The organism is Thioclava sp. DLFJ5-1 (assembly GCF_002020115.1).
GTDB lineage: Bacteria > Pseudomonadota > Alphaproteobacteria > Rhodobacterales > Rhodobacteraceae > Thioclava > Thioclava sediminum.
Genome location: NZ_MPZU01000002.1, coordinates 493,430 through 512,104, shown reverse-complemented (window position 1 = coordinate 512,104; position 18,675 = coordinate 493,430). Strand labels below are relative to the sequence as shown.

17 protein-coding genes and 3 pseudogenes are annotated in these 18,675 nt (G+C 60.9%); 7 read left to right on the top strand and 13 right to left on the bottom strand.

Features of this window, described 5'->3' with window-relative positions; all coding sequences use genetic code 11:
• Nucleotides 1-15: 15 nt before the first annotated feature.
• Nucleotides 16-1,080 (top strand): chemotaxis response regulator protein-glutamate methylesterase, encoded by a 1,065-nt coding sequence (locus BMI86_RS09730; RefSeq protein WP_078541067.1) that lies wholly within the window; start codon nt 16-18, stop codon nt 1,078-1,080.
• The gene (locus tag BMI86_RS09725; protein ID WP_078541065.1) at nt 1,077-1,598 is read left to right on the top strand and encodes a chemotaxis protein CheD; all 522 of its coding nucleotides are present in this window, start codon (nt 1,077-1,079) and stop codon (nt 1,596-1,598) included. Before BMI86_RS09730 ends, BMI86_RS09725 begins: the two co-directional genes overlap by 4 nt.
• Before the next feature lie 80 nt (nt 1,599-1,678).
• On the opposite strand, the pseudogene BMI86_RS09720 reads toward BMI86_RS09725, so the two are convergent.
• The 13 genes and pseudogenes from BMI86_RS09720 to BMI86_RS09655 all read right to left on the bottom strand — a co-directional run.
• A pseudogene (locus BMI86_RS09720) lies at nt 1,679-1,975 on the bottom strand (IS3 family transposase); the annotation flags it as partial.
• Nucleotide 1,976: 1 nt separating this feature from the next.
• A pseudogene (locus BMI86_RS09715) lies at nt 1,977-2,670 on the bottom strand (integrase core domain-containing protein).
• Nucleotides 2,671-2,733: 63 nt separating this feature from the next.
• Nucleotides 2,734-3,612 (bottom strand): annotated as a pseudogene (locus BMI86_RS20945) (transposase); the annotation flags it as partial.
• A gap of 41 nt (nt 3,613-3,653) precedes the next feature.
• Nucleotides 3,654-4,016 (bottom strand): hypothetical protein, encoded by a 363-nt coding sequence (locus BMI86_RS09700; RefSeq protein ID WP_078541061.1) that lies wholly within the window; start codon nt 4,014-4,016, stop codon nt 3,654-3,656.
• Nucleotides 4,016-4,402, bottom strand: a complete 387-nt coding sequence (locus BMI86_RS09695) for a response regulator (RefSeq protein ID WP_078541059.1) — start codon at nt 4,400-4,402, stop codon at nt 4,016-4,018. The genes BMI86_RS09700 and BMI86_RS09695 overlap by 1 nt, the downstream gene beginning before the upstream one ends.
• A 24-nt stretch (nt 4,403-4,426) precedes the next feature.
• Nucleotides 4,427-5,266: a protein-glutamate O-methyltransferase gene (locus BMI86_RS09690; protein ID WP_078541057.1), complete on the bottom strand. Its 840-nt coding sequence runs from the start codon at nt 5,264-5,266 to the stop codon at nt 4,427-4,429.
• A complete protein-coding gene (locus tag BMI86_RS09685) occupies nt 5,263-5,733 on the bottom strand; it encodes a chemotaxis protein CheW (protein WP_078541055.1) in 471 nt (156 codons plus the stop codon). Before BMI86_RS09685 ends, BMI86_RS09690 begins: the two co-directional genes overlap by 4 nt.
• A gap of 3 nt (nt 5,734-5,736) precedes the next feature.
• The gene (locus BMI86_RS09680) at nt 5,737-7,974 is read right to left on the bottom strand and encodes a chemotaxis protein CheA (protein ID WP_078541053.1); all 2,238 of its coding nucleotides are present in this window, start codon (nt 7,972-7,974) and stop codon (nt 5,737-5,739) included.
• 10 nt (nt 7,975-7,984) lie between these two features.
• The gene (locus tag BMI86_RS09675; RefSeq protein ID WP_078520611.1) at nt 7,985-8,350 is read right to left on the bottom strand and encodes a response regulator; all 366 of its coding nucleotides are present in this window, start codon (nt 8,348-8,350) and stop codon (nt 7,985-7,987) included.
• A complete protein-coding gene (locus BMI86_RS09670; protein ID WP_078541051.1) occupies nt 8,341-8,631 on the bottom strand; it encodes an STAS domain-containing protein in 291 nt (96 codons plus the stop codon). Before BMI86_RS09670 ends, BMI86_RS09675 begins: the two co-directional genes overlap by 10 nt.
• Nucleotides 8,632-8,744: 113 nt before the next feature.
• Nucleotides 8,745-9,701, bottom strand: a complete 957-nt coding sequence (locus BMI86_RS09665; RefSeq protein ID WP_078541049.1) for an ROK family protein — start codon at nt 9,699-9,701, stop codon at nt 8,745-8,747.
• Nucleotides 9,698-11,026 carry a GH1 family beta-glucosidase gene (locus BMI86_RS09660; RefSeq protein WP_078541047.1) on the bottom strand — a complete coding sequence of 443 codons (1,329 nt, stop codon included), beginning with the start codon at nt 11,024-11,026 and terminating at the stop codon, nt 9,698-9,700. Before BMI86_RS09660 ends, BMI86_RS09665 begins: the two co-directional genes overlap by 4 nt.
• A 46-nt stretch (nt 11,027-11,072) precedes the next feature.
• Entirely contained in the window at nt 11,073-12,104 is a 1,032-nt protein-coding gene (locus tag BMI86_RS09655; protein WP_078541046.1) for a substrate-binding domain-containing protein, read from the bottom strand.
• A gap of 257 nt (nt 12,105-12,361) precedes the next feature.
• Here BMI86_RS09655 and BMI86_RS09650 point away from each other — a divergent pair, with 257 nt between their 5' ends.
• The 5 genes from BMI86_RS09650 (at nt 12,362) to BMI86_RS09630 (ending at nt 18,669) form a co-directional block, all read left to right on the top strand.
• Nucleotides 12,362-13,726: an ABC transporter substrate-binding protein gene (locus BMI86_RS09650; RefSeq protein ID WP_078520615.1), complete on the top strand. Its 1,365-nt coding sequence runs from the start codon at nt 12,362-12,364 to the stop codon at nt 13,724-13,726.
• 72 nt (nt 13,727-13,798) lie between these two features.
• Nucleotides 13,799-14,776 (top strand): sugar ABC transporter permease, encoded by a 978-nt coding sequence (locus BMI86_RS09645; RefSeq protein WP_078541045.1) that lies wholly within the window; start codon nt 13,799-13,801, stop codon nt 14,774-14,776.
• Entirely contained in the window at nt 14,776-15,933 is a 1,158-nt protein-coding gene (locus tag BMI86_RS09640) for a carbohydrate ABC transporter permease (protein ID WP_078541043.1), read from the top strand. The genes BMI86_RS09645 and BMI86_RS09640 overlap by 1 nt, the downstream gene beginning before the upstream one ends.
• Nucleotides 15,933-17,573 (top strand): alpha-glucosidase, encoded by a 1,641-nt coding sequence (locus tag BMI86_RS09635; protein WP_078541041.1) that lies wholly within the window; start codon nt 15,933-15,935, stop codon nt 17,571-17,573. Before BMI86_RS09640 ends, BMI86_RS09635 begins: the two co-directional genes overlap by 1 nt.
• A 10-nt stretch (nt 17,574-17,583) precedes the next feature.
• Complete coding sequence (locus BMI86_RS09630; protein ID WP_078541039.1) at nt 17,584-18,669, top strand: ABC transporter ATP-binding protein; 1,086 nt, start codon at nt 17,584-17,586, stop codon at nt 18,667-18,669.
• The last annotated feature ends 6 nt before the right edge of the window (nt 18,670-18,675 follow it).

Below are 18,675 nucleotides of genomic sequence, written 5' to 3'. Positions count from 1 at the left end.
CACGAAGGACACGCGATGCCAAACGAATTGCCGCTCGCCAAGAAAGTTCTCATCGTCGATGACTCGGCTACGATGCGTCAACTTATCCGAGCGCGTCTGGCAAACGAAGCGCGCCTAGTCGTCGTCGGCGAAGCGGCGGATGCGTTTGAGGCGCGTGAAAAAATTAAAGCGCTTTCGCCGGATGTGATCACGCTCGATGTCGAGATGCCGCGGATGAACGGCCTCGATTTTCTTGAACGTCTCATGCGTTTGAGACCGATGCCTGTCGTCATGGTGTCGACGGAAACCCATAGCGGATCGCGCGCCGCAATCGAAGCGCTCGCCCTCGGTGCGATCGATTGCGTGGGAAAGCCGAGGTCCGGTCACCTCGAAAAGAGTTTTGAGACGCTTCCAGATATTCTTCTTGCGGCAGCAAACGCGCGCCTGCCTCAGAGTGGGGTCGAGCGAGCTGCGGTGAGGCCCGCACGAAACTTTCACTGGGCCGGTCAAATCGTGCTGATCGGGTCCTCGACCGGCGGCGTTGACGCCCTCGAGACGATCTTGAAGGGATTTCCTGAAAATTGCCCGCCCACGCTCATAGCGCAGCACATGCCAGAGAGCTTCCTCGCGAGCTTCGCCGAACGGCTTGATCGTATCATCGCGCCAAGTGTGCGGCTTGGCCAAACGGGCCTCCCTCTCGCACAAGGGCAAGTCTATCTTGCGCCTGGTGGCCCGACGCATCTCACGGTTCAAATTGACAGAACACCTTACCTGTCATTGCTTGAAAGCGAGAAGCGAAACGGACATCGACCGTCGGTGGATATTCTGTTCGAATCCGCACTGGATATGGCTACGAATGCCGTCGTCGTTTTACTCACCGGTATGGGCCGAGATGGCGCAGAGGGGATGATGCTCTTGCGCCGAGCCGGTGCACATTGTTTTGCCCAAGACAAGGAGACGTCGACTGTTTTTGGAATGCCGAGGGCAGCGCTCGAAATTGGCGCGGCGTCCTATTCGGTGGCCCTTGAAAAAATCGCTCCAGAAATTCTCATGAGATGTGCTCAGAGCTCGGCAAAGGTCAGGAAAGTAGGTGAAACATGAATGCAGTTTCCACAGACCGACCGATCCATATTTCGCAAGGCGAGTTTCTCGTCGCCGGCACGGGCGCGCAATCTATTACAACGATCCTCGGCTCTTGTGTCGCCTGTTGTCTCTACGATGAAAATGCGCAGGTCGGTGGTATGAACCACTTTCTATTGCCGAATACGACTGGTTCAACCTTTCAAGCGGCAAGCTTCGGAGTGAATGCGATGGAGCTTTTGATCAATGAACTTATTAAACACGGGGCGCAGCGCAGTGAGCTACGTGCGAAGCTATTTGGTGGTGCGCGCATGGTCAACGGCCTCTCGGACATCGGCTTGAAGAATAGCGAGTTCTCAATCGCGTTCCTAGCTAAAGAGCGTATCACATGTGTCAGCCAGAGTTTGGGCGGTTCTCAAGCGCGTAGGGTAGAGTTCTGGCCTGATACTGGCCGCGCGCGCCAGAAAATGCTTGGTAATGCAGAAGTCTTTGAGCGCGATGTCACGCCCGCGCCGGCTCGCGAAATCGAACTGTTCTGACGTGTTGGATGGCAGCAATACATGTCAAATGAATGGCCCCGCGCTTCTCAGGCGCCTTCGTGTTTCAGTTTCTGCTGCCGCTAAAAGTCGACGGGCGACAGCATTCCGTTCCGGGCGTGCGTGCGCTTTTGATTGTAGAACATCTCGATGTAGTCGAACACATCCCGTCTGGCTTCTTCGCGTGTTCGGTAGGTCCGTCGTCTGATCCGCTCACGCTTGAGCAGGTTAAAGAAGCTCTCAGCTACCGCGTTATCATGGCAGTTCCCACGGCGGTTCATCGAGTGCTCCAGGTTGTGGGCTCGCAGGAACGCCGCCCAGTCCATGCTGGTGAAATGGCTTCCCTGGTCCGATTGGATCAGCTGACCCGCCACGGGTCTTTCATTCAGCAGCGACCGGAGTCCGGTTGGTATTTACGCCGATCGGCGTAGGTTGAGCAATCGCCTGACGCGCGGAGTTGTCATCTCGCGTAGCGGCGCGGGCGATTGCGGTGGTCAGTACCCGCGCGTAGTCAGCCGGGGTCTCGTAATCCAAGGCCGAATGCGGACGCTCGGTGTTGAAGTCGGCAGCCCAAGCGGCGATCACGACGCGCGCATGAGCCAAGTTACGGAACATGGTCTCGTTGAGCAGCTCATCGCGCATCCGGCCGTTGAAACTCTCCACGAAGCCGTGTCTCGCATCGGCTTGCCCGGCGCGATGTAGTGCCATTCGATACTGTGCTCGGCACACCACCGCAGGATGGCGTTGGAGGTCAGTTCCGTGCCCCTCGCCATTGTCTCTCGGACCAATGGTATGACATGGCTCATCGTCACCACTTTTTTGAAACCAGTTCCTTCATCGCCGCCAAGTCCGGCATCTGCTCGGCAAGCAGCTTCTTCAGCTTGGCGTTCTCGTCTTCGAGCGTCTTCAGCCGCTTTGCCTCCGGCACCGTCATGCCGCCGAACTTCGCCTTCCAGTTATAGAAGTTCCCTTCCGACATGCCGTGCTTGCGGCACAGGCCCGCGCACTTCACGCCTGCCTCGTATTCGGCCAGGATGCCGATGATCTGCTCGTCCGTGAATCTCATTCGCTTCATTGTCCGTCCTCAAGTTGGGTCGGTCTCCAATCGACGGTGGAGGAAAAACCCCGTGGCAGGTCACAAAACCTTTGCCCGGGGTTTCCTCCGGCATGGCGCCATGAGTAGCGCTTGCAGGACAACGTCTGTCGTCTGGCGGCTCTGCATTGCCCAGCCGACGACACGACGCGAGATAGATGAGGATGAGAAAACGATCCGGGGGATCGTTTTCCTGACGACCATCAATGACCACGGCGAGATAGGCGAAACCTTCCTGTTTGCGGATAGGAAATCTCGGTCACCCAGGCCTTATCCGGCGTCGCCACGCTGAACTGTCGGTCTAGAGTGTTGTCGATCTGCGCCTTGATGCCCGCCAGCCTGGCCAAAAGGGGGACCCGGTTCAGGCAGATGCTTTCGCCCTGCTCGAGAAGGTCGTCATGTAGCTTGCGGTGACCACAGACCTTGCCGTTTTCCACCCACGCCTCCTTCAGCAGCGCAATCTGCCGCTCGTCTTCTCGAGCTCGCTTGCTCAGTGGGGCCTTCAGCCACGCGTAGAAGCCACTCGGCTGGATACGTAAGCAACGCCACATCGCCCGAATAGAGAACTGCCCGCGATGCTCGGCCACGAACGCGTATCTCACTTGGCATCCCTGGCGAAATAGGCGCTCGCCATTGTCCTCGGACCAATGGCGGACAATGGCTCGCACTTTTTTTAATGTCCCGCTCCTCCGTCACTCTCAGGAGGTCACGCTTGAGCCGACGGATCTCGGCATCTTTCTCCGAGTCGCCAGTCGAGGCTTTCGAGAACTTCTTCTTTCAGAAGTAGAGGGAGTATTGGCTCACGCCCAAGCGCTCGGCTACCTCCCTGACCGGGTAACTCCTCTCCGAGAGATGCGCGACGGCATCTCGCTTGAAATCGTCACTGAACGTGGGTCGCTGCTCATCATGGCCTCCTTGCCTCAAAATTAGCAAAGAAGGCGTCCACGATACACGGGGCTATTCAATCAAAGCCAACTGACGTCACCTTCTGAGGCGCGCGTTTCAATTTCCGTGAAGTGCTGCGGATCGAGTGCATCAGCGAGATCTTGAAGTCGAAGCGAGGCGAAAATTGGGTCAACATCGCAGGCTAAGTCGGGTGAAACCTGTTCAGCTAGTGTGCTGACGAACACCCCGAGATCTTCGAGCGATTGGCTGATGCGATCAATGCTCTGCAACTCGCGAATGATCTGCGGAGGAAGGCTGCTGTCGATCCCGCTCGCCGAAAGGGCACGCTGGAGTGAAATCGACATGCGAGCGAGCGCTTCCAGTTCACGCCCGACGCGCGCAGTTAGATCAGCAAGCGGAACTCGGCGTGCCTGCTGTTGCATTACAAACGTCCTACAACGGCTTCAATACAAGCTTTTAGTTCGGGCGGAGTGAATGGTTTCTTGATGAAGTTATTCATCCCGAACCGTCGACCCGTATCGATGACTTCACGATCGGCCCGCCCGGTGATCAGGATGAAGCCTAACCCCTTTGTGCGAGCATCCTTTCGCATCGCCTGAAGGAATTGCAGTCCGTCCATTCCCGGCATGTTATAGTCAGAAATCACAAGATGGACAGGCTTGGCTTCGAGGATCTGGAGCGCGCTTTTGCCGTCGGTTGCGTATCCGACCTGCCGGATTCCCATCGCGTCAAGCGCCTGCATGATGAGCCCGCGGTTTGTCGACATGTCATCGACCACGAGGATGCGTAATTGGTCTCGTAATGCCATAAAATGCGATCCTGTCCAGTTAGGTTAAGTCAGCTTATAAGAGGTGACGCCAGCTGTTCTGAGTTTAGACTGATCGCCATCTGTCACCCTTTCCGAATGGCCAACAAACAAGTATCCGCCTGGCGCTAGCTGTTCCTCAAACCGTTTCCAAAGACTAACTTGTGCCTCGGGCGCGAAATAGATGACGACGTTGCGGCAGAAGATCACGTCAAATTTTCCGCGCATTGGCCAAGGATCGTGAAGATTGAGTTCGCGAAACTTCACGATATCGCGGAGCTCTGAGATGATCTGAAAGTCTTCACCCTCCGGTAGAAAATATTTCTTTCGCAAAGTCTCGGGCACAGCTGCAACTGCGGCCGCGGGATAGAAACCCTTCGAACCTGCTGCGATCATTAGAGGGTCGATGTCGGATGCGAGTATCCGAAGGTCTAGCTTCGCAAAATCAGGCGCGCATTCGGCAATCGTCATGGCTATGGAATAGGCTTCTTGTCCGTTCGACGATCCCGCAGACCAGAGCCGAACGCGACCACCATTCCTTGCAGTTTCCAAGAGGGTGGGAAGAACGATACGGCGCAAGGATTCGAAATGATGGTTCTCGCGGAAGAAATGGGTCACGTTTGTGGTAAGTGCGGACACCATTTGTCGACGCTCTTCGCGACCAGATTCGGAGGTCACGAGAGCGATATAGTCTTTGTATTGCGCGAGCCCCAAGGTCCGAAGTCTCTTTGCAAGACGGCTTTGCACCATCGAAGATTTGCCGGGCGCAAGCACAATGCCCGTCGTCTCGTGCAGGAGCTGAGCGATAGCTCTGAATTCGGACTCGGTCGGTGCGACCTGCCCCAATGTGGACAGGGGCACGTTCATGCAGCTTCGATCGCCTCTTGCGGCAACACGGACGTAAGATCGAGAATCCTGATCATCCGGCCTTCTACGATTGTGAGCGCTGAGATGTATCGTTGCGAAATGTCGGCATTAAGGTCGGGCGGAGATTGCATTTCAGAGCGGGGCAGGGCGAGGATGTCCGAGACCGCATCGACGAGAAGCCCTGCGGTTTGGCTGCCGACCTGGACGACAATGATCACGTTGCGTGCGTCACCGGCGACCGGTTCCATACCGAGACGGATGGAAAGGTCGACGACAGGCAGAACGGTGCCGCGCAGATTGATCACGCCGCGTACAAATGCGGGGGCATGCGGGAGCGGCGTCGCCCGGGTCCAACCTCGAATTTCGCGCACGGACATGATGTCGACGCTGTATTCTTCATCGCCGAGTCGGAAAGAGAGAAGCTCAACCTCTGCGGCTTCGGTTTTCGGCATGTTGTCTTCGGTCATGGCTTATCCTGCGAGTGAGAGATCAATGGCGCGGGTGTTGCCCGATGCGGATTGGACGAGATCGGCGGGGTCGAGAATGAGCGCGATTTGACCGTCGCCAAGAATCGTGGCGGCAGCGACGCCCGGGATGTGGCCGTAGGACTGCTGCAGACCCTTGATGACGACCTGGCGCTGCTCGAGGATTGAATCGACCACGAGGGCAGAGCGGGCGCCATCTTCCTGAGCGGTGAGCAGAACGACGTCGCCGCTGTAGGAGCGCTTCGGTCCGCGATATCCGAGTTCGGCACCGAGGTCGAAAAGAGGGACGAAGGCGCCCCGCAGATGGATGACATTCGTCGATGGACCGAGTGCGCGGATGTCTTCGCTCGTGAGCGTCGCGGTTTCGAGGATCGAGGAGAGCGGGACCACGAGGGTTTCGCCTGCGACATTGACGACCATTCCGTCGAGCACGGCAAGAGTCAGTGGCAGGGAAATCGAGAAGCAGCTGCCCTTGCCGGGTTCAGAAGTGATCGAAATCCGACCCCCTAGCGATTGGATCGAGCTTTTCACGACATCCATGCCGACGCCGCGGCCAGAGAGCGCGGAAACCTGGTCCGCAGTGGAGAAACCGGGCAGGAAGAGAAGGTTGTCGATATCACCGTCGGAAAGCTGGGCATCCGGGGTGACAAGCCCCTTTTCGATGGCTTTTTCGAAGACCTTCTTGCGGTCGATGCCACCACCGTCATCGCTGACTTCGATCACGACGCGGCCGGATCGGTGGTGAGCGGAGAGGGTGACGATGCCTTCGCGCGGTTTGCCAGCGGCTTCGCGTGTGTCGGGGGATTCGAGGCCATGATCGACGGCGTTTCGGATCATATGGGTGAGCGGATCGGCGAGGCGCTCTATGACTGTTTTGTCGACCTCGGTCGTTTCGCCTTCGGTTTTGAGACGGACGTCCTTGCCGATGGCCGAAGAGGCTTCGCGCACGATCCGGGCCATCCGCTGGAACAGCGGCTTGACCGGCTGAGCACGGATCATCATCACGCTGTCCTGAATGTCGCGAGTCAGCATCATGAAAGCTTCGAGCCCGGTATTCACGGCGGAATTGGGCGGCAGGCCGGCTTCGGCGACGGATTGAGCAAGCATGGCTTGGTTGATCACCAATTCGCCGACGAGGTTCACCAAGCGGTCGATGCGCTCGATATCGACGCGCACGGTGGCGCCGGGCTCTGCCGCGGGAGCGGTGTTGGCTGCCGCAGGCTGAGCGGCGGAGGGCTTCGTGGCCTCTGTTTGTTGCTCGGCCGGGCCCGGGTCAGGCGTGAGCGCGGGAGCTTCGGTTGCGATCTCCGCTTTTTCATCGATTGGAGGCGGCACGGGATCGACTGAGCCGGGGCCATTCACTCCCGCGTCGGGTTCAAATTTCTTATCTTCGTCAGATTCGCCGGACGGCTCACTTTCTAATTTTGGCAGGTCCGGGAAGGGCGTTTCAGATGACCCGGGGATCGACGAAATGTCGATATAGCAGACGTCTTCGACGAATTCGAACACTTCCCGGATTTCGTCTTCTGTCACATCTCCCGTGATCTGGACTGTCCAGCAGAGATGGTTCTCCTCCGGGTCGAGCGTATCGAGTGGCGGGACCGCCTCTGCGTCGGTCGTGATCGAGACCTCCGCGATTTCGGCGAGCGCACGGAGCAGCTGCAGCGGTTCGTTGCCCGAGGCATAGAGCGCGCCGTCGGGGCGGAACTGCAGGGTGAAGCCGGTCGGGGAGGCGTCCTCTGGGGTGAAATCGAAGTCGAGGTCGAGCGCGAGGCCCATCGGCTGGAAGTCCGCGGCCTCGGTCTCGTCTTCCGCATCAGCCGTATGTGCAGCTCCGCGATCCCCCAAAAGCGCCTCAAGTGCCTGAAGGCATTCCTCGGCGTCCTCGGGTTCGGAAGCCCCTTCGCGCGCGGCGTGGATTTCGTCTGCAAGCAGATCGGCCGCCTGAAAAAAGAGTTTGACCGCCTCAGGCGTCAGGTCGAGCCTCCCGGCGCGTAGCTCGTCCAAAACGGTTTCGAACCGATGCGCAAAAGCGACAAGCGCATCGAGCCCGAACGCGCCTGCGCCGCCCTTGATCGAATGGACCGCCCGGAAGACGACATTGATCGTCTCCCCATCGTCAGCGCCCTCGTCGAGATCGGAGAGCGCATCTTGCAGGCTTTCGAGCAGCTCTTCACATTCGATGAAGAACGATGCTTTGATTTCTGCCATCGGGTCGGACATGTCGCACTCCTTATCCGGCAACCATGTTGAGCGCCTTGACCAGTTTGGTCGGGTCGAAGGGCTTCACGATCCAGCCGGTCGCCCCGGCGGCGCGGGCGCGGGCTTTCAGCTCGGCCGCGGATTCGGTGGTGAGGACGAGGATCGGGGTCGCGCGGTGGCGGTCCTGCCCGCGCACGGCCTCGATGAAGCCGAACCCGTCGAGGCGCGGCATGTTGATGTCGGAGATGATCGCGTCAGGCTCCAGCCCGTCGAGCACCTCCAGCCCGTGCACACCGTCTTCGGCGAGGTAAAGCTCCATCCCGGCGTGTTCGAGGGTGAGCTTGAGCATGTCGCGAATGGTGCGACTGTCATCGACCGCGAGAACTTTCAGTGACATGGGGCCTCCGCATCCGGCAGGTGCTGGAGATCCTCATGCGAAAGGCCGAACCGGGTCAGGGCGCTGTCGAACGCCTCCGAGCTCGACGCGATCTCGAGGCGGTGACCTGCGATACGGGCAGTCTTCGCCGCAGAAAGCAGCAGTTGCAGCCCCAGCGCGCCGAAATGGGTCACGCTGGAGGCATCGAGGGCGACATCTTCCGTCGCCACGCATTGCAGCGACGCTTGCAAGGGGCGCACGGTCGCAAGGTCGATCCGGTCGGGCAGGGCAAGCGCGGTCATGGCGCCACCACAAAGTCACGAAGGCAGAGCGTACGCATCGGCAACCTCTTTCAAACACATCGGTGAAAGAGGTCTAAGCCCAAGCCGTTAAAATAGCCTTGACGGAAACGCGCCTATCGCACCATGCGCGAAGAAAGATAGGAGGCGCAGCCCTGAAGTGCTGCGTAGTCGTCTTCGACCACGCTGACCGGGAAGGCGCGCAGGAATTCCGAGAAGCGCCCCTTGGCCTGCATCGCCTCGGCGAACCCGAACTCGTCGAGCCACGGGACCACGCCGCGCGCAGCCCCGCCGATCAGGTAGATGCCGCCGAAGGGCAGGTGGGTCAGCGCCAGATCGCCCACGACCCGGCCCAGCATCTGCACGAAAAGCTCGCCTGCCGCGACGGCCGTCTCTTCGCCGCGGGTGATCGCTTCGAGGATTTCCTGACCCGAGGTGGTCGCGTCATCCTCGCCCCTGAGATAGGCGTAGAGCCGTTCCAGACCGCGCCCCGACACGACATGCTCGACACTGGCGAAATCGTGCTTCGCGTCGAGATAGGTCTTGAGCGCGAAATCCTCTTCGGTCTCGATCGGCAAGGTGGTGTGGCCTGCCTCGGAGGGCGGCACGACGCGCCCGCCGGGCCCCTCATGCACGGGCGCTGCGTTGAACCCGGTGCCGATCCCGACCACCAGCCGCGCAGAGCCCTCTTTCGCAGGCAGGCCCGCCAGGATCGGGTGCACGGCATCTTCGGCGAGGCTTCCCAGCGCATGGCCCTGCGCCTGCAGATCGTTGAGCACGAAGACATGATCCGTCCCGGTCAGCCGCGCGATGTTATCGGCGCGGATCACCCAGGCGAGATTGGTCATTTCGGCCACGTCGTCGCGCACCGGACCAGCGGCGGCCACGCAGGCCCCCGCGATCTCGCCGCAATCCTCGTCGCGGATATACTCCTCGAGAATGTCCTCGAGCGCCCCGCGCCCCTTGTTCGAGAAGCGGCGGATCGTGGAATGGATCAGCTTGCCGTCACGGGCCATCGCCACGCGTGTATTGGTGCCGCCGATATCGGCTAGCAGGGTGATCTGTTCGCTCATCCGCGGGTCCCCAATGCGTCTTTCCATGCCAGATAGGACGCTTTCGGGGTGCGCTGCAAGCTGTCGAAGTCCACATGGACGAGCCCGAAGCGCTTCTCGTATCCCAGAGCCCATTCGTAATTGTCCATCAGCGACCAGCCGATATAGCCCTTCACCGGAACACCCTCGGCAATCGCGCGCTGAACGGCGGCGAGGTGATCGCGGTAATAGGCGATGCGATGCGGGTCTTCGACCTTGCCATCCTCGACCACATCGGGCGCGGCCATGCCATTCTCGGTCACGTAGAGCGGCAGATCGCCGGTGTAGTCGCGCGCGAGCCGTGTCAGGAACTGATAGAGCCCCTCGGGATAGATCTCCCAGCCCATCGCGGTCTTGGGCAGCGCGCCATCGACCTCATGATGCGCAGGCCAAGGCCCCTCGGTGGGCGCGATGCGCTTGCAGGTGTAGTAATTGAGCCCGAGCCAGTCGAGCTTCTCGCCGATCAGGGCGAAATCGTCTTCCCAATTGTGCGGCATATGGGGGGCGAAGGCCTCCATCACCTCCTCCGGATAGCGGCCCTTGAAGATGCCCTCCACGAAGAAGCGGTTGTAATAGGCGTCATAGAGATTGGCCGCCGCCGCGGCCTCGGGCGTCTCGTCGGCGGGGATCGGGTATTCGAGATTGCACACCGCGCCGAGGTTCTTCATCCCATGCCCGCGCATCACCCGGATCGACTTGCCGTGGGCGAGCAGCACGTGATGCATCGCATGGGCCGTGGCGCGGATATCGCGCAAGCCCGGCGCGTGATGGCCGAGGAAATGGCTGAGCCAGCCGACGCACCACGGCTCGTTGATGGGGGCGGCGGACCAGATACGGTCGCCGAGCCGATCCGCGATGACTTGCGTGAAATCGGCGAACCACGAGGCGATGTCGCGATTGCGCCAACCGCCCTTGTCGGCGAGCGCGGCGGGCAGTTCCCAGTGATAGAGGGTGAGCGCCGGTTTGAGGCCACGCTCCAGCATTCCGTCGACCAGCCGGTCGTAGAAATCGAGACCCTCGCGGTTCACCTGGCCGCGGCCTTCCGGCATGACCCGCGCCCACGACGTCGAGAAGCGGTAAATGTCGAACCCCGCATTCGCGATCAGGTCGAGGTCTTCTTCCCAGCGGTGATAGTGGTCGCAGGCGACCGCACCGTTCTCGGCGCGCACGACATTGCCCGGCGTGGCGGCGAAAGTGTCCCAATGGGTCGGGCCCGCACCGCCGAAGGAATGGCCCTCGATCTGATAGGAGGAGGTGGCAACGCCGAACTGGAAATCGGCAGGAAAATCAGCGCGTTTCGGGAGCATCTTCATCCTGTATATAAAATTGGTTTCAACTCGGGCGCGGCGCGCCTCATTGCGTGGGGACCGGACCGGTGGACTGGCCGACGACTAGAACCGCCTCCATCAATTCATGGCGCGGGCTGCGGTCGCCGCTCTCGATCTGTTCGATCAGAAGCGCCGCGCAGCGCCGTCCCGCCTCGCGCACCGAGGAGCGCGTCGCGGTAAAGATCGGCTCTTCCGCCGTACCGTTTCTCAAGTAACCCAGCTCATCGTCATGGGTCACGATCGAGACGTCGCGCCCCATCACCAACCCGGCCTCTTCGATCCCGCGCCGCGCACCCATCGCGGAGAGCAGCGAGGCGGTCAGGAAGGCGGTGGGCGGGTCGGGCCATTGCAGCATCTCACGCGCCGCATCATGGCCCTGTGCCTCGGTCATCTCGCCCTCGACGATCAGCGCCGGGTCGATCGGCAGATCGCGCGCCCTGAGCGCCGCCTCATAGCCGCGCCGGCGCCTGCGGGCGAAATCCATCTCTCCGATGCCGTTGATCAGCGCGATCCGGCGATGCCCCAGATCGAGCAGGAAATTCGTCGCCCGCTCGAAAGCGCGCTTGTTGTTCACATCGACCCAGCTGAAGGCGGAATCCGATCCGCTGACGCGCCCGTGCAGAACGTATGGCATCCCAAGCGTGTCGAGCATGGCGATGCGGTGATCCTCGACCTTGGGCGCGTGAATCAGCACGCCGTCCACATTCCCTTTCGAGCGCAGCTCGGCATAGGCGCGGGCCTCGGAATCGTCGGGCACGATGGTCATGACCATATCGTAGCCCGCACGCGCATAGACTTCACCGGCACCCGCGATGAAATCCGCGAAAACCGGATTCACGATCTCGTGCCGATCCGAGATCGGGATGATGTGGCCGATGGCCATCGCACGCCCCGTCGCCAATCGCTTGGCCTGCGTGTTGGGACGATAATTGGCGGCCTCTGCCGCTTCGCGCACCCGACGCCGCGTGGCCTCGGAGACTTCCGGGTAGCCGTTGAGCGCGCGACTCACAGTGGTGGGCGACAGCCCCAGTTCGAGTGCCAATGTCTTGAGATTCATGAGCCAAACCGCTTTGGATTATCGCGAGCGTAGGGTGCGCGTCTATCGACGTCAATGATGCGCGTGCGGCGCGGCATATGCTGCGATGCGGCATAAACTTCTGGGTAAGTCATGAGGATATAAAGCGGAATTGATTTTAGCGTGAGCAGGCACAATTGACTTCTTCGCGAGGCTCTGAAACGGTCGGAGCTGTCCAAAGCGCTTTGGGCGGGCGAGTCGCCTTGGGCCAAAAAAGCGCGACACACCGGGAGGATTTCATGACCAAACATCTGATGCTTGGGATCGCGGCGCTCGCGCTGTCGGCGGGGCTCGCTCACGCGCAGGATCTCAAATTCGCGCCGGGCAGCGATGCCGACAAGTTTGACTGGGCGAGCTACGATCAATTCAAAAACGACACCGATCTGAGCGGCGAGACGCTCACGATCACCGGCCCGTGGACGGGCAACGACAAGGCGCTTTTCGAGAGCGTTCTGGCCTATTTCTCGGCCGCGACCGGCGCCAAGGTGAACTACTCCGGTTCGGAAAGCTTCGAGCAGGATATCGTGATCGCCGCGAAGGCTGGCACGCCGCCGAACATCGCGGTCTTCCCGCAGCCGGGCCTCGCCTCCGACATGGCCAAGCAGGGCTACCTGACGGCGATGCCCGATGGCACGGGTGACTGGATCAAGAACAATTACGCCGCCGGGAAGTCCTGGGAGGATCTGTCGACCTACAAGGGCAAGGACGGCGAGAACCATACCTTCACCTTCCCGTTCAAGGCGGACCTGAAATCGCTTGTCTGGTACGTGCCGGAGAACTTCAAGGAAGCGGGCTACAAGGTTCCCGAGACGATGGAGGACCTCAAGGCGCTGACCGAGCAGATCAAGGCTGATGGCGGCACCCCGTGGTGCATCGGTCTGGGCTCCGGGGCTGCGACCGGCTGGCCCGCGACCGACTGGGTCGAGGATTTCATGCTGCGCACGCAGTCGCCCGAAACCTATGACGACTGGGTCACCAACAAGCTGAAGTTCAACGATCCCAAGGTCGTCGAGGCGATCAAGGATTACGGCTGGTTCGCTAAGACCCCCGGCTTCGCCGAAGGCGGCGAGCAGGCGGTGGCCACCACCGACTTCCGCGACAGCCCGAAAGGTCTCTTCGACTTCCCGCCGAAATGCTACATGCACAAGCAGGCGAGCTTCATCCCGACCTTCTTCCCCGACGGGACCAAGGTGGGGCAGGACGTGAACTTCTTCTACTTCCCGTCCTATGCCAGCAAGGATCTGGGCAAGCCGGTTCTCGGCGCGGGCACGATGTTCGGCATCACCAAGGACTCCAAGGCCGCCGAAGCCTTCGTGAAGTTCCTCGAGACGCCGATCGCCTCGGAAATCTGGATGGCGCAATCGGGCTTCCTGACGCCGAACAAGAACGTCAATCCGGCGGCCTTCGCCAATGACGTGCAGCGTCACATGAACTCGATCCTGCTGGACGCCACGACCTTCCGCTTCGACGGGTCGGACCAGATGCCGGGCGAGATCGGCACCGACGCGTTCTGGAAGGCGATGGTCGCCTACACCACCGGCGACGAGACCGCGCAAGAGGCCGCAGACGCGGTTCAGAAGCGCTGGGACAGCATCCAGAAGTAAGTAACGCCTGCGCCCCCGGATCACGGTCCGGGGGCGTTAGCATCTTTTCACGCCGGTTCGGGGAGGGGCCAGATGTCACCGATCTTGCAGGGTCTGATTACGATCGCGCTTGGGGTGGGCGGCTGTGTCGCCTATTTCTACGCCGCGAATATCGTCCTCGACAAAGTCATCTTCCCGCCGAGCGGCAAAGACCCGGGGCGCAACATCAACCGCGCGAACATGGTCAGCCCCTGGCTGTTCCTGTTCCCGGCGATTTTCGCGCTTGGTCTGTATCTCGCCTATCCGGTGGTCGGCTCGTTCTGGCGCTCGCTGTTCAACCGCGACGGCGGCACTTTCGTGGGCCTTGGCAATTACGAACGGCTCGCGATGGATCCGAGCTTCCGTCAAGCCGTGTTCAACAACTTCCTCTGGGTGCTGGTGGTGCCCGCGCTCGCGACCTTCCTCGGTCTGCTTGCAGCGCAGCTCACCGACCGCATCAAATGGGGTAACATCGCGAAATCTTTGATCTTCATGCCGATGGCGATCTCCTTCGTGGGCGCTTCGCTGATCTGGAAGTTCGTCTACGCCGTGAACCCCGATATCGGGATGATCAACGCGATCCGCGTGGCCTTCCATATGCAGCCGCTCGATCCGTTGCAGGTGCCGTTCTGGAACAACTTCTTCCTGATGGTGATCCTGATCTGGATCCAGACCGGCTTTGCGATGGTGATCCTCTCGGCCGCGCTGCGCGGCATCCCCGAGGAGACGATCGAGGCCGCGGTGCTGGATGGCGCGAACCCGTTCCAGCTGTTCTTCAAGATCAAGGTGCCGCAGATCATGCCGACGATCGTCGTGGTCTGGACCACGATCACGATCCTCGTCCTGAAGGTCTTCGATATCGTCTACGCAACGACCGGCGGGAATTTCGGCACGCAGATCCTGCCGAGCTACATGATGCAATACATGTTCCGCGATGACGGGCGCGCGACGGCTGTGGCTTTCGTCATCATGATCATCGTGCTGCCGGTGATGATCTGGAACATCATTCAAGCCCGTAGGGAGACGCGCTGATGGCCGCTATCGCAGGACAGAAATCGCGCCTGACATGGGCGGTGCAACTCTCGGTCGTCTTCATGGTGGTGCTGTGGCTGGTGCCGACGGTGGGGCTGCTGGTCAGCTCCTTCCGCACGACCGACCAGATCAGCCAGTCGGGCTGGTGGGACGCGGCGTTCTCGGTGGAGAAAGCCTTCCGCGACCGCATCCCCGCCGACGGCGAGAAACAGGTGGGCGGGCTCTACGTGCTCGAGGGCGATCTGCTCAATAACGGGCAGAACGCGAATGACCTGAAAGCGGGCACGACGATCACCGCCTTCGGCACTTCGGGCATCAAGCCGGGCGCCTACAAGGCGGGCGAGACGGTCGATACCGGCGATGGCGGCACGCTGAGCGTCGCCAAAGACGGCACCTACAAGGCCACGTCGAAGACGAGCTTCGACGGTTCGGGCCCGCGGGTCTATTTCGTGGCCGAGATGCCGCCCGCATTCACCCTGGCCAATTATCGCAACGTGCTCTTCTCCGACGGCATGGGGCAGGCCTTCATGAACACGCTGACGGTGACGATCCCGGCGACGATCATCCCGATCCTCGTGGCGGCCTTCGCGGCCTATGCTCTGGCCTGGATGGAGTTCCCGGGCCGGGGCCTCTTGATCGCGGCGGTCGTGGGCCTTCTGGTCGTGCCGCTGCAACTCGCGCTGGTGCCGCTTCTGCGGCTCCATCAGGAGATCGGCATCGGGCAGAGCTTCCTCGGGATATGGCTGGCCCATACCGGGTTCGGCTTGCCGCTCGCGATCTACCTGTTGCGCAACTACATGGTCGGTCTTCCGCGCGATATCATCGAGAGCGCGAAGGTCGACGGGGCGACCGATTTCCAGATCTTCATGAAAATCGTGCTGCCTTTGTCATTCCCGGCGCTTGCTTCTTTTGCAATCTTCCAATTCCTCTGGGTCTGGAATGACCTACTTGTCGCGAAGGTCTTCCTTCCGGCGAACGACGCCTCGAAGGTGATGACTGTGAAGATCGCCGACGACCTTCTGGGGTCGCGCGGCGGCGACTGGGGCATTCTGGCGTCCGCCGCCTTCATCTCCATCGCCGTACCGCTTCTGGTGTTCTTCGCTATGCAGAAATATCTCGTCCGCGGTCTGCTGGCGGGTTCGGTTAAAGGTGGTTGATGAAAACCCTTACAAAGAAAGAAGACTGGTGGCGCGGGGCCGTGATCTACCAGATCTATCCGCGCAGCTTTCAGGACAGCAATGGCGATGGCATCGGCGACCTTCTGGGGATCGTGAGGCGCCTGCCGCATGTCGCGAGCCTCGGGGCGGATGCGGTCTGGATTTCGCCCTTCTTCACGTCGCCGATGAAGGATTTCGGCTATGACGTCAGCGATTACACCGATGTCGATCCGATGTTCGGCAGCCTCGCCGATTTCGATCAGGTGATCGCGACGGCCCATGCGCTGGGTCTGAAGGTGATGATCGATCTGGTGCTGAGCCACACGTCCGATCAGCACCCGTGGTTCCAGGAAAGCCGGTCGAGCCGGGACAACCCGAAAGCCGACTGGTATGTCTGGGCCGATCCCAAGCCCGACGGCACGCCGCCCAATAACTGGCTGTCGATCTTCGGCGGTCCGGGCTGGCATTGGGACAGCCGGCGCGAGCAGTATTACATGCACAACTTCCTCGTGGAGCAGCCCGATCTGAACTTCCACAACCCGGAAGTGACGCAGGAATTGCTCAACGTCGCGCAGTTCTGGCTGGAGCGCGGCGTCGACGGCTTCCGCCTCGATACGATCAACTTCTACATGCATGACGACGAGCTGCGCGATAACCCGCCGCTGCCGCCGGAAGAGCGTAACGACCAGACCGCGCCCAAGGTGAACCCCTACAATCACCAGCGCCACATCTACGACAAGAACAACCCCGAGAACCTGCGCTTCCTGCGCAAGCTCCGGACGCTGATGAACAATTACAACGCGGCGGCCGTGGGCGAAGTGGGCGACAGCCAGCGCGGGCTGGAGATTCTGGGCGAATACACCTCCGGCGCGGACAAGATGCAGATGTCCTACGCGTTCGAGCTGCTCTCCGGGCATGAACCGCTCAAGGCGAGCTTCTTCAAATCCGTGTTCGACAAGGTCGATGCGGTCGCGAAGGACGGCTGGGTTTGCTGGGCCTATTCGAACCACGATGTGGAGCGCCATATCTCGCGCTGGCAGCTGACGCCGGCCTCGGCGCGGCTCTATACCTCGCTGATGATGTGCCTGCGCGGCTCGCTCTGTCTCTATCAGGGCGAGGAACTGGGTCTGCCCGAGGCGGAGCTGTCCTACGAAGACCTGCAAGACCCTTACGGCAAGGAATTCTGGCCGGAATTCAAAGGCCGTGACGGTTGCCGTACGCCGATGGTCTGGGAACGCGACGCCGCCTATGCGGGCTTCTCGCAGGCGCGCCCGTGGCTGCCGGTGCCCACCACGCACCAGAACATCGCCACCGATGTGGCCGAGCACGATCCGGCCTCGCTGCTGCACCATTACCGTCGCGCGATCGGCTTCCGTCGCAATCACGACGTGCTTCGGACCGGCGCGATGGAGGATATGTATTGCTCCGGCGACCTGCTGGTCTTCACGCGCAGGAACGAGGAGGAGACGATCCTGTGCTATTTCAACCTGTCCGATCATCCGGTGAACGCCACCGTTCCGCCGGGCAACTGGGTGACGGTCGGGGGCGAGCTGGGCTCGATCCGTCCGATGCCCGATCACACTTTGCATCTCGGCCCATGGCAGCCGAGCATTCTGCGCCTCGACGAACACGAGGCCTGAGGGGGAGACTATGGCCGAACTCAAACTGGAAAACGTCGCGAAAAGCTATGGCGAGGTGTCGGTTCTCGAGAACATCAACCTCGACATCAAAGCAGGTGAGTTGATCGTCTTCGTGGGCCCCTCGGGCTGCGGGAAATCGACGCTTTTGCGGATGATCGCGGGGCTCGAGAAAATCACGGGCGGCACGCTCGAGATCGACGGGGTGCGGATGAACGATGTGCCGCCCTCGAACCGAGGCATCGCGATGGTCTTCCAGTCCTACGCGCTCTATCCGCATATGACAGTGCGCGACAACATGGCCTTCGCCCTGAAGATCGCGAAACAGTCGAAGGAAGAGATCGATGCCGCCGTCGAGAAGGCGGCGGATATGCTGCAACTGACCGACTATCTCGACCGTCTGCCCAAGGCGCTCTCGGGTGGTCAGCGGCAGCGGGTCGCCATCGGGCGCGCCATCGTGCGCGACCCGAAGGTCTATCTCTTCGACGAACCGCTCTCGAACCTCGATGCGGCCTTGCGCGTCGCGACCCGGATCGAGATCGCCCAGCTCAAAGAGGCTATGCCCGATCGCACGATGATCTACGTCACCCACGATCAGGTCGAGGCGATGACGCTCGCGACCCGGATCGTGGTGCTGGCGAACAAGGGGATCGCGCAGGTCGGCACGCCTCTCGAACTCTATGAGCAGCCGCGCAACGAGTTCGTCGCGCAGTTCATCGGGTCTCCCGCGATGAACCTGCTCTCGGGCGAGGTCACCGAGACGGGCGAGATGACGACGGTGAAACTCGATGGCGGCGGCATCGCACGCTCCACCATCCCGACGCGTCCCGAGGACCTGTCGCGCCGCGTGAAAATCGGGGTGCGCCCGGAGGATTTCGTGCCCACCGAGGACGCGGCGATCTACACCGGTCGCGTCGATATCGTCGAAGCTCTGGGCGAGGTGACGCTTCTCTATTTCGAGGCCGAAGGCGGTCACGACCCGATCATCGCCAAACTGCCCGGCATCCATCACGACCGCCGCTATACCGAGATTTCTCTCGGCGCCGATCCGTCCAAAGTGCATCTCTTCGCGGACGGTCAGTCGCTTCTCTACCGCTGACGGACG

What these genes read in the sequence shown, in the direction of transcription:
- BMI86_RS09640 (WP_078541043.1), top strand. Translation starts at nt 14,776, where the DNA reads ATGGCCGCTATCGCAGGACAGAAATCGCGCCTGACATGGGCGGTGCAA.
- BMI86_RS09730 (WP_078541067.1), top strand. Translation starts at nt 16, where the DNA reads ATGCCAAACGAATTGCCGCTCGCCAAGAAAGTTCTCATCGTCGATGAC.
- BMI86_RS09695 (WP_078541059.1), bottom strand. Translation starts at nt 4,402, where the DNA reads ATGGCATTACGAGACCAATTACGCATCCTCGTGGTCGATGACATGTCG.
- BMI86_RS09660 (WP_078541047.1), bottom strand. Translation starts at nt 11,026, where the DNA reads ATGCTCCCGAAACGCGCTGATTTTCCTGCCGATTTCCAGTTCGGCGTT.
- BMI86_RS09690 (WP_078541057.1), bottom strand. Translation starts at nt 5,266, where the DNA reads ATGAACGTGCCCCTGTCCACATTGGGGCAGGTCGCACCGACCGAGTCC.
- BMI86_RS09685 (WP_078541055.1), bottom strand. Translation starts at nt 5,733, where the DNA reads ATGACCGAAGACAACATGCCGAAAACCGAAGCCGCAGAGGTTGAGCTT.
- BMI86_RS09670 (WP_078541051.1), bottom strand. Translation starts at nt 8,631, where the DNA reads ATGACCGCGCTTGCCCTGCCCGACCGGATCGACCTTGCGACCGTGCGC.
- BMI86_RS09635 (WP_078541041.1), top strand. Translation starts at nt 15,933, where the DNA reads ATGAAAACCCTTACAAAGAAAGAAGACTGGTGGCGCGGGGCCGTGATC.
- BMI86_RS09645 (WP_078541045.1), top strand. Translation starts at nt 13,799, where the DNA reads ATGTCACCGATCTTGCAGGGTCTGATTACGATCGCGCTTGGGGTGGGC.
- BMI86_RS09675 (WP_078520611.1), bottom strand. Translation starts at nt 8,350, where the DNA reads ATGTCACTGAAAGTTCTCGCGGTCGATGACAGTCGCACCATTCGCGAC.
- BMI86_RS09665 (WP_078541049.1), bottom strand. Translation starts at nt 9,701, where the DNA reads ATGAGCGAACAGATCACCCTGCTAGCCGATATCGGCGGCACCAATACA.
- BMI86_RS09655 (WP_078541046.1), bottom strand. Translation starts at nt 12,104, where the DNA reads ATGAATCTCAAGACATTGGCACTCGAACTGGGGCTGTCGCCCACCACT.
- BMI86_RS09630 (WP_078541039.1), top strand. Translation starts at nt 17,584, where the DNA reads ATGGCCGAACTCAAACTGGAAAACGTCGCGAAAAGCTATGGCGAGGTG.
- BMI86_RS09725 (WP_078541065.1), top strand. Translation starts at nt 1,077, where the DNA reads ATGAATGCAGTTTCCACAGACCGACCGATCCATATTTCGCAAGGCGAG.
- BMI86_RS09650 (WP_078520615.1), top strand. Translation starts at nt 12,362, where the DNA reads ATGACCAAACATCTGATGCTTGGGATCGCGGCGCTCGCGCTGTCGGCG.
- BMI86_RS09680 (WP_078541053.1), bottom strand. Translation starts at nt 7,974, where the DNA reads ATGTCCGACCCGATGGCAGAAATCAAAGCATCGTTCTTCATCGAATGT.
- BMI86_RS09700 (WP_078541061.1), bottom strand. Translation starts at nt 4,016, where the DNA reads ATGCAACAGCAGGCACGCCGAGTTCCGCTTGCTGATCTAACTGCGCGC.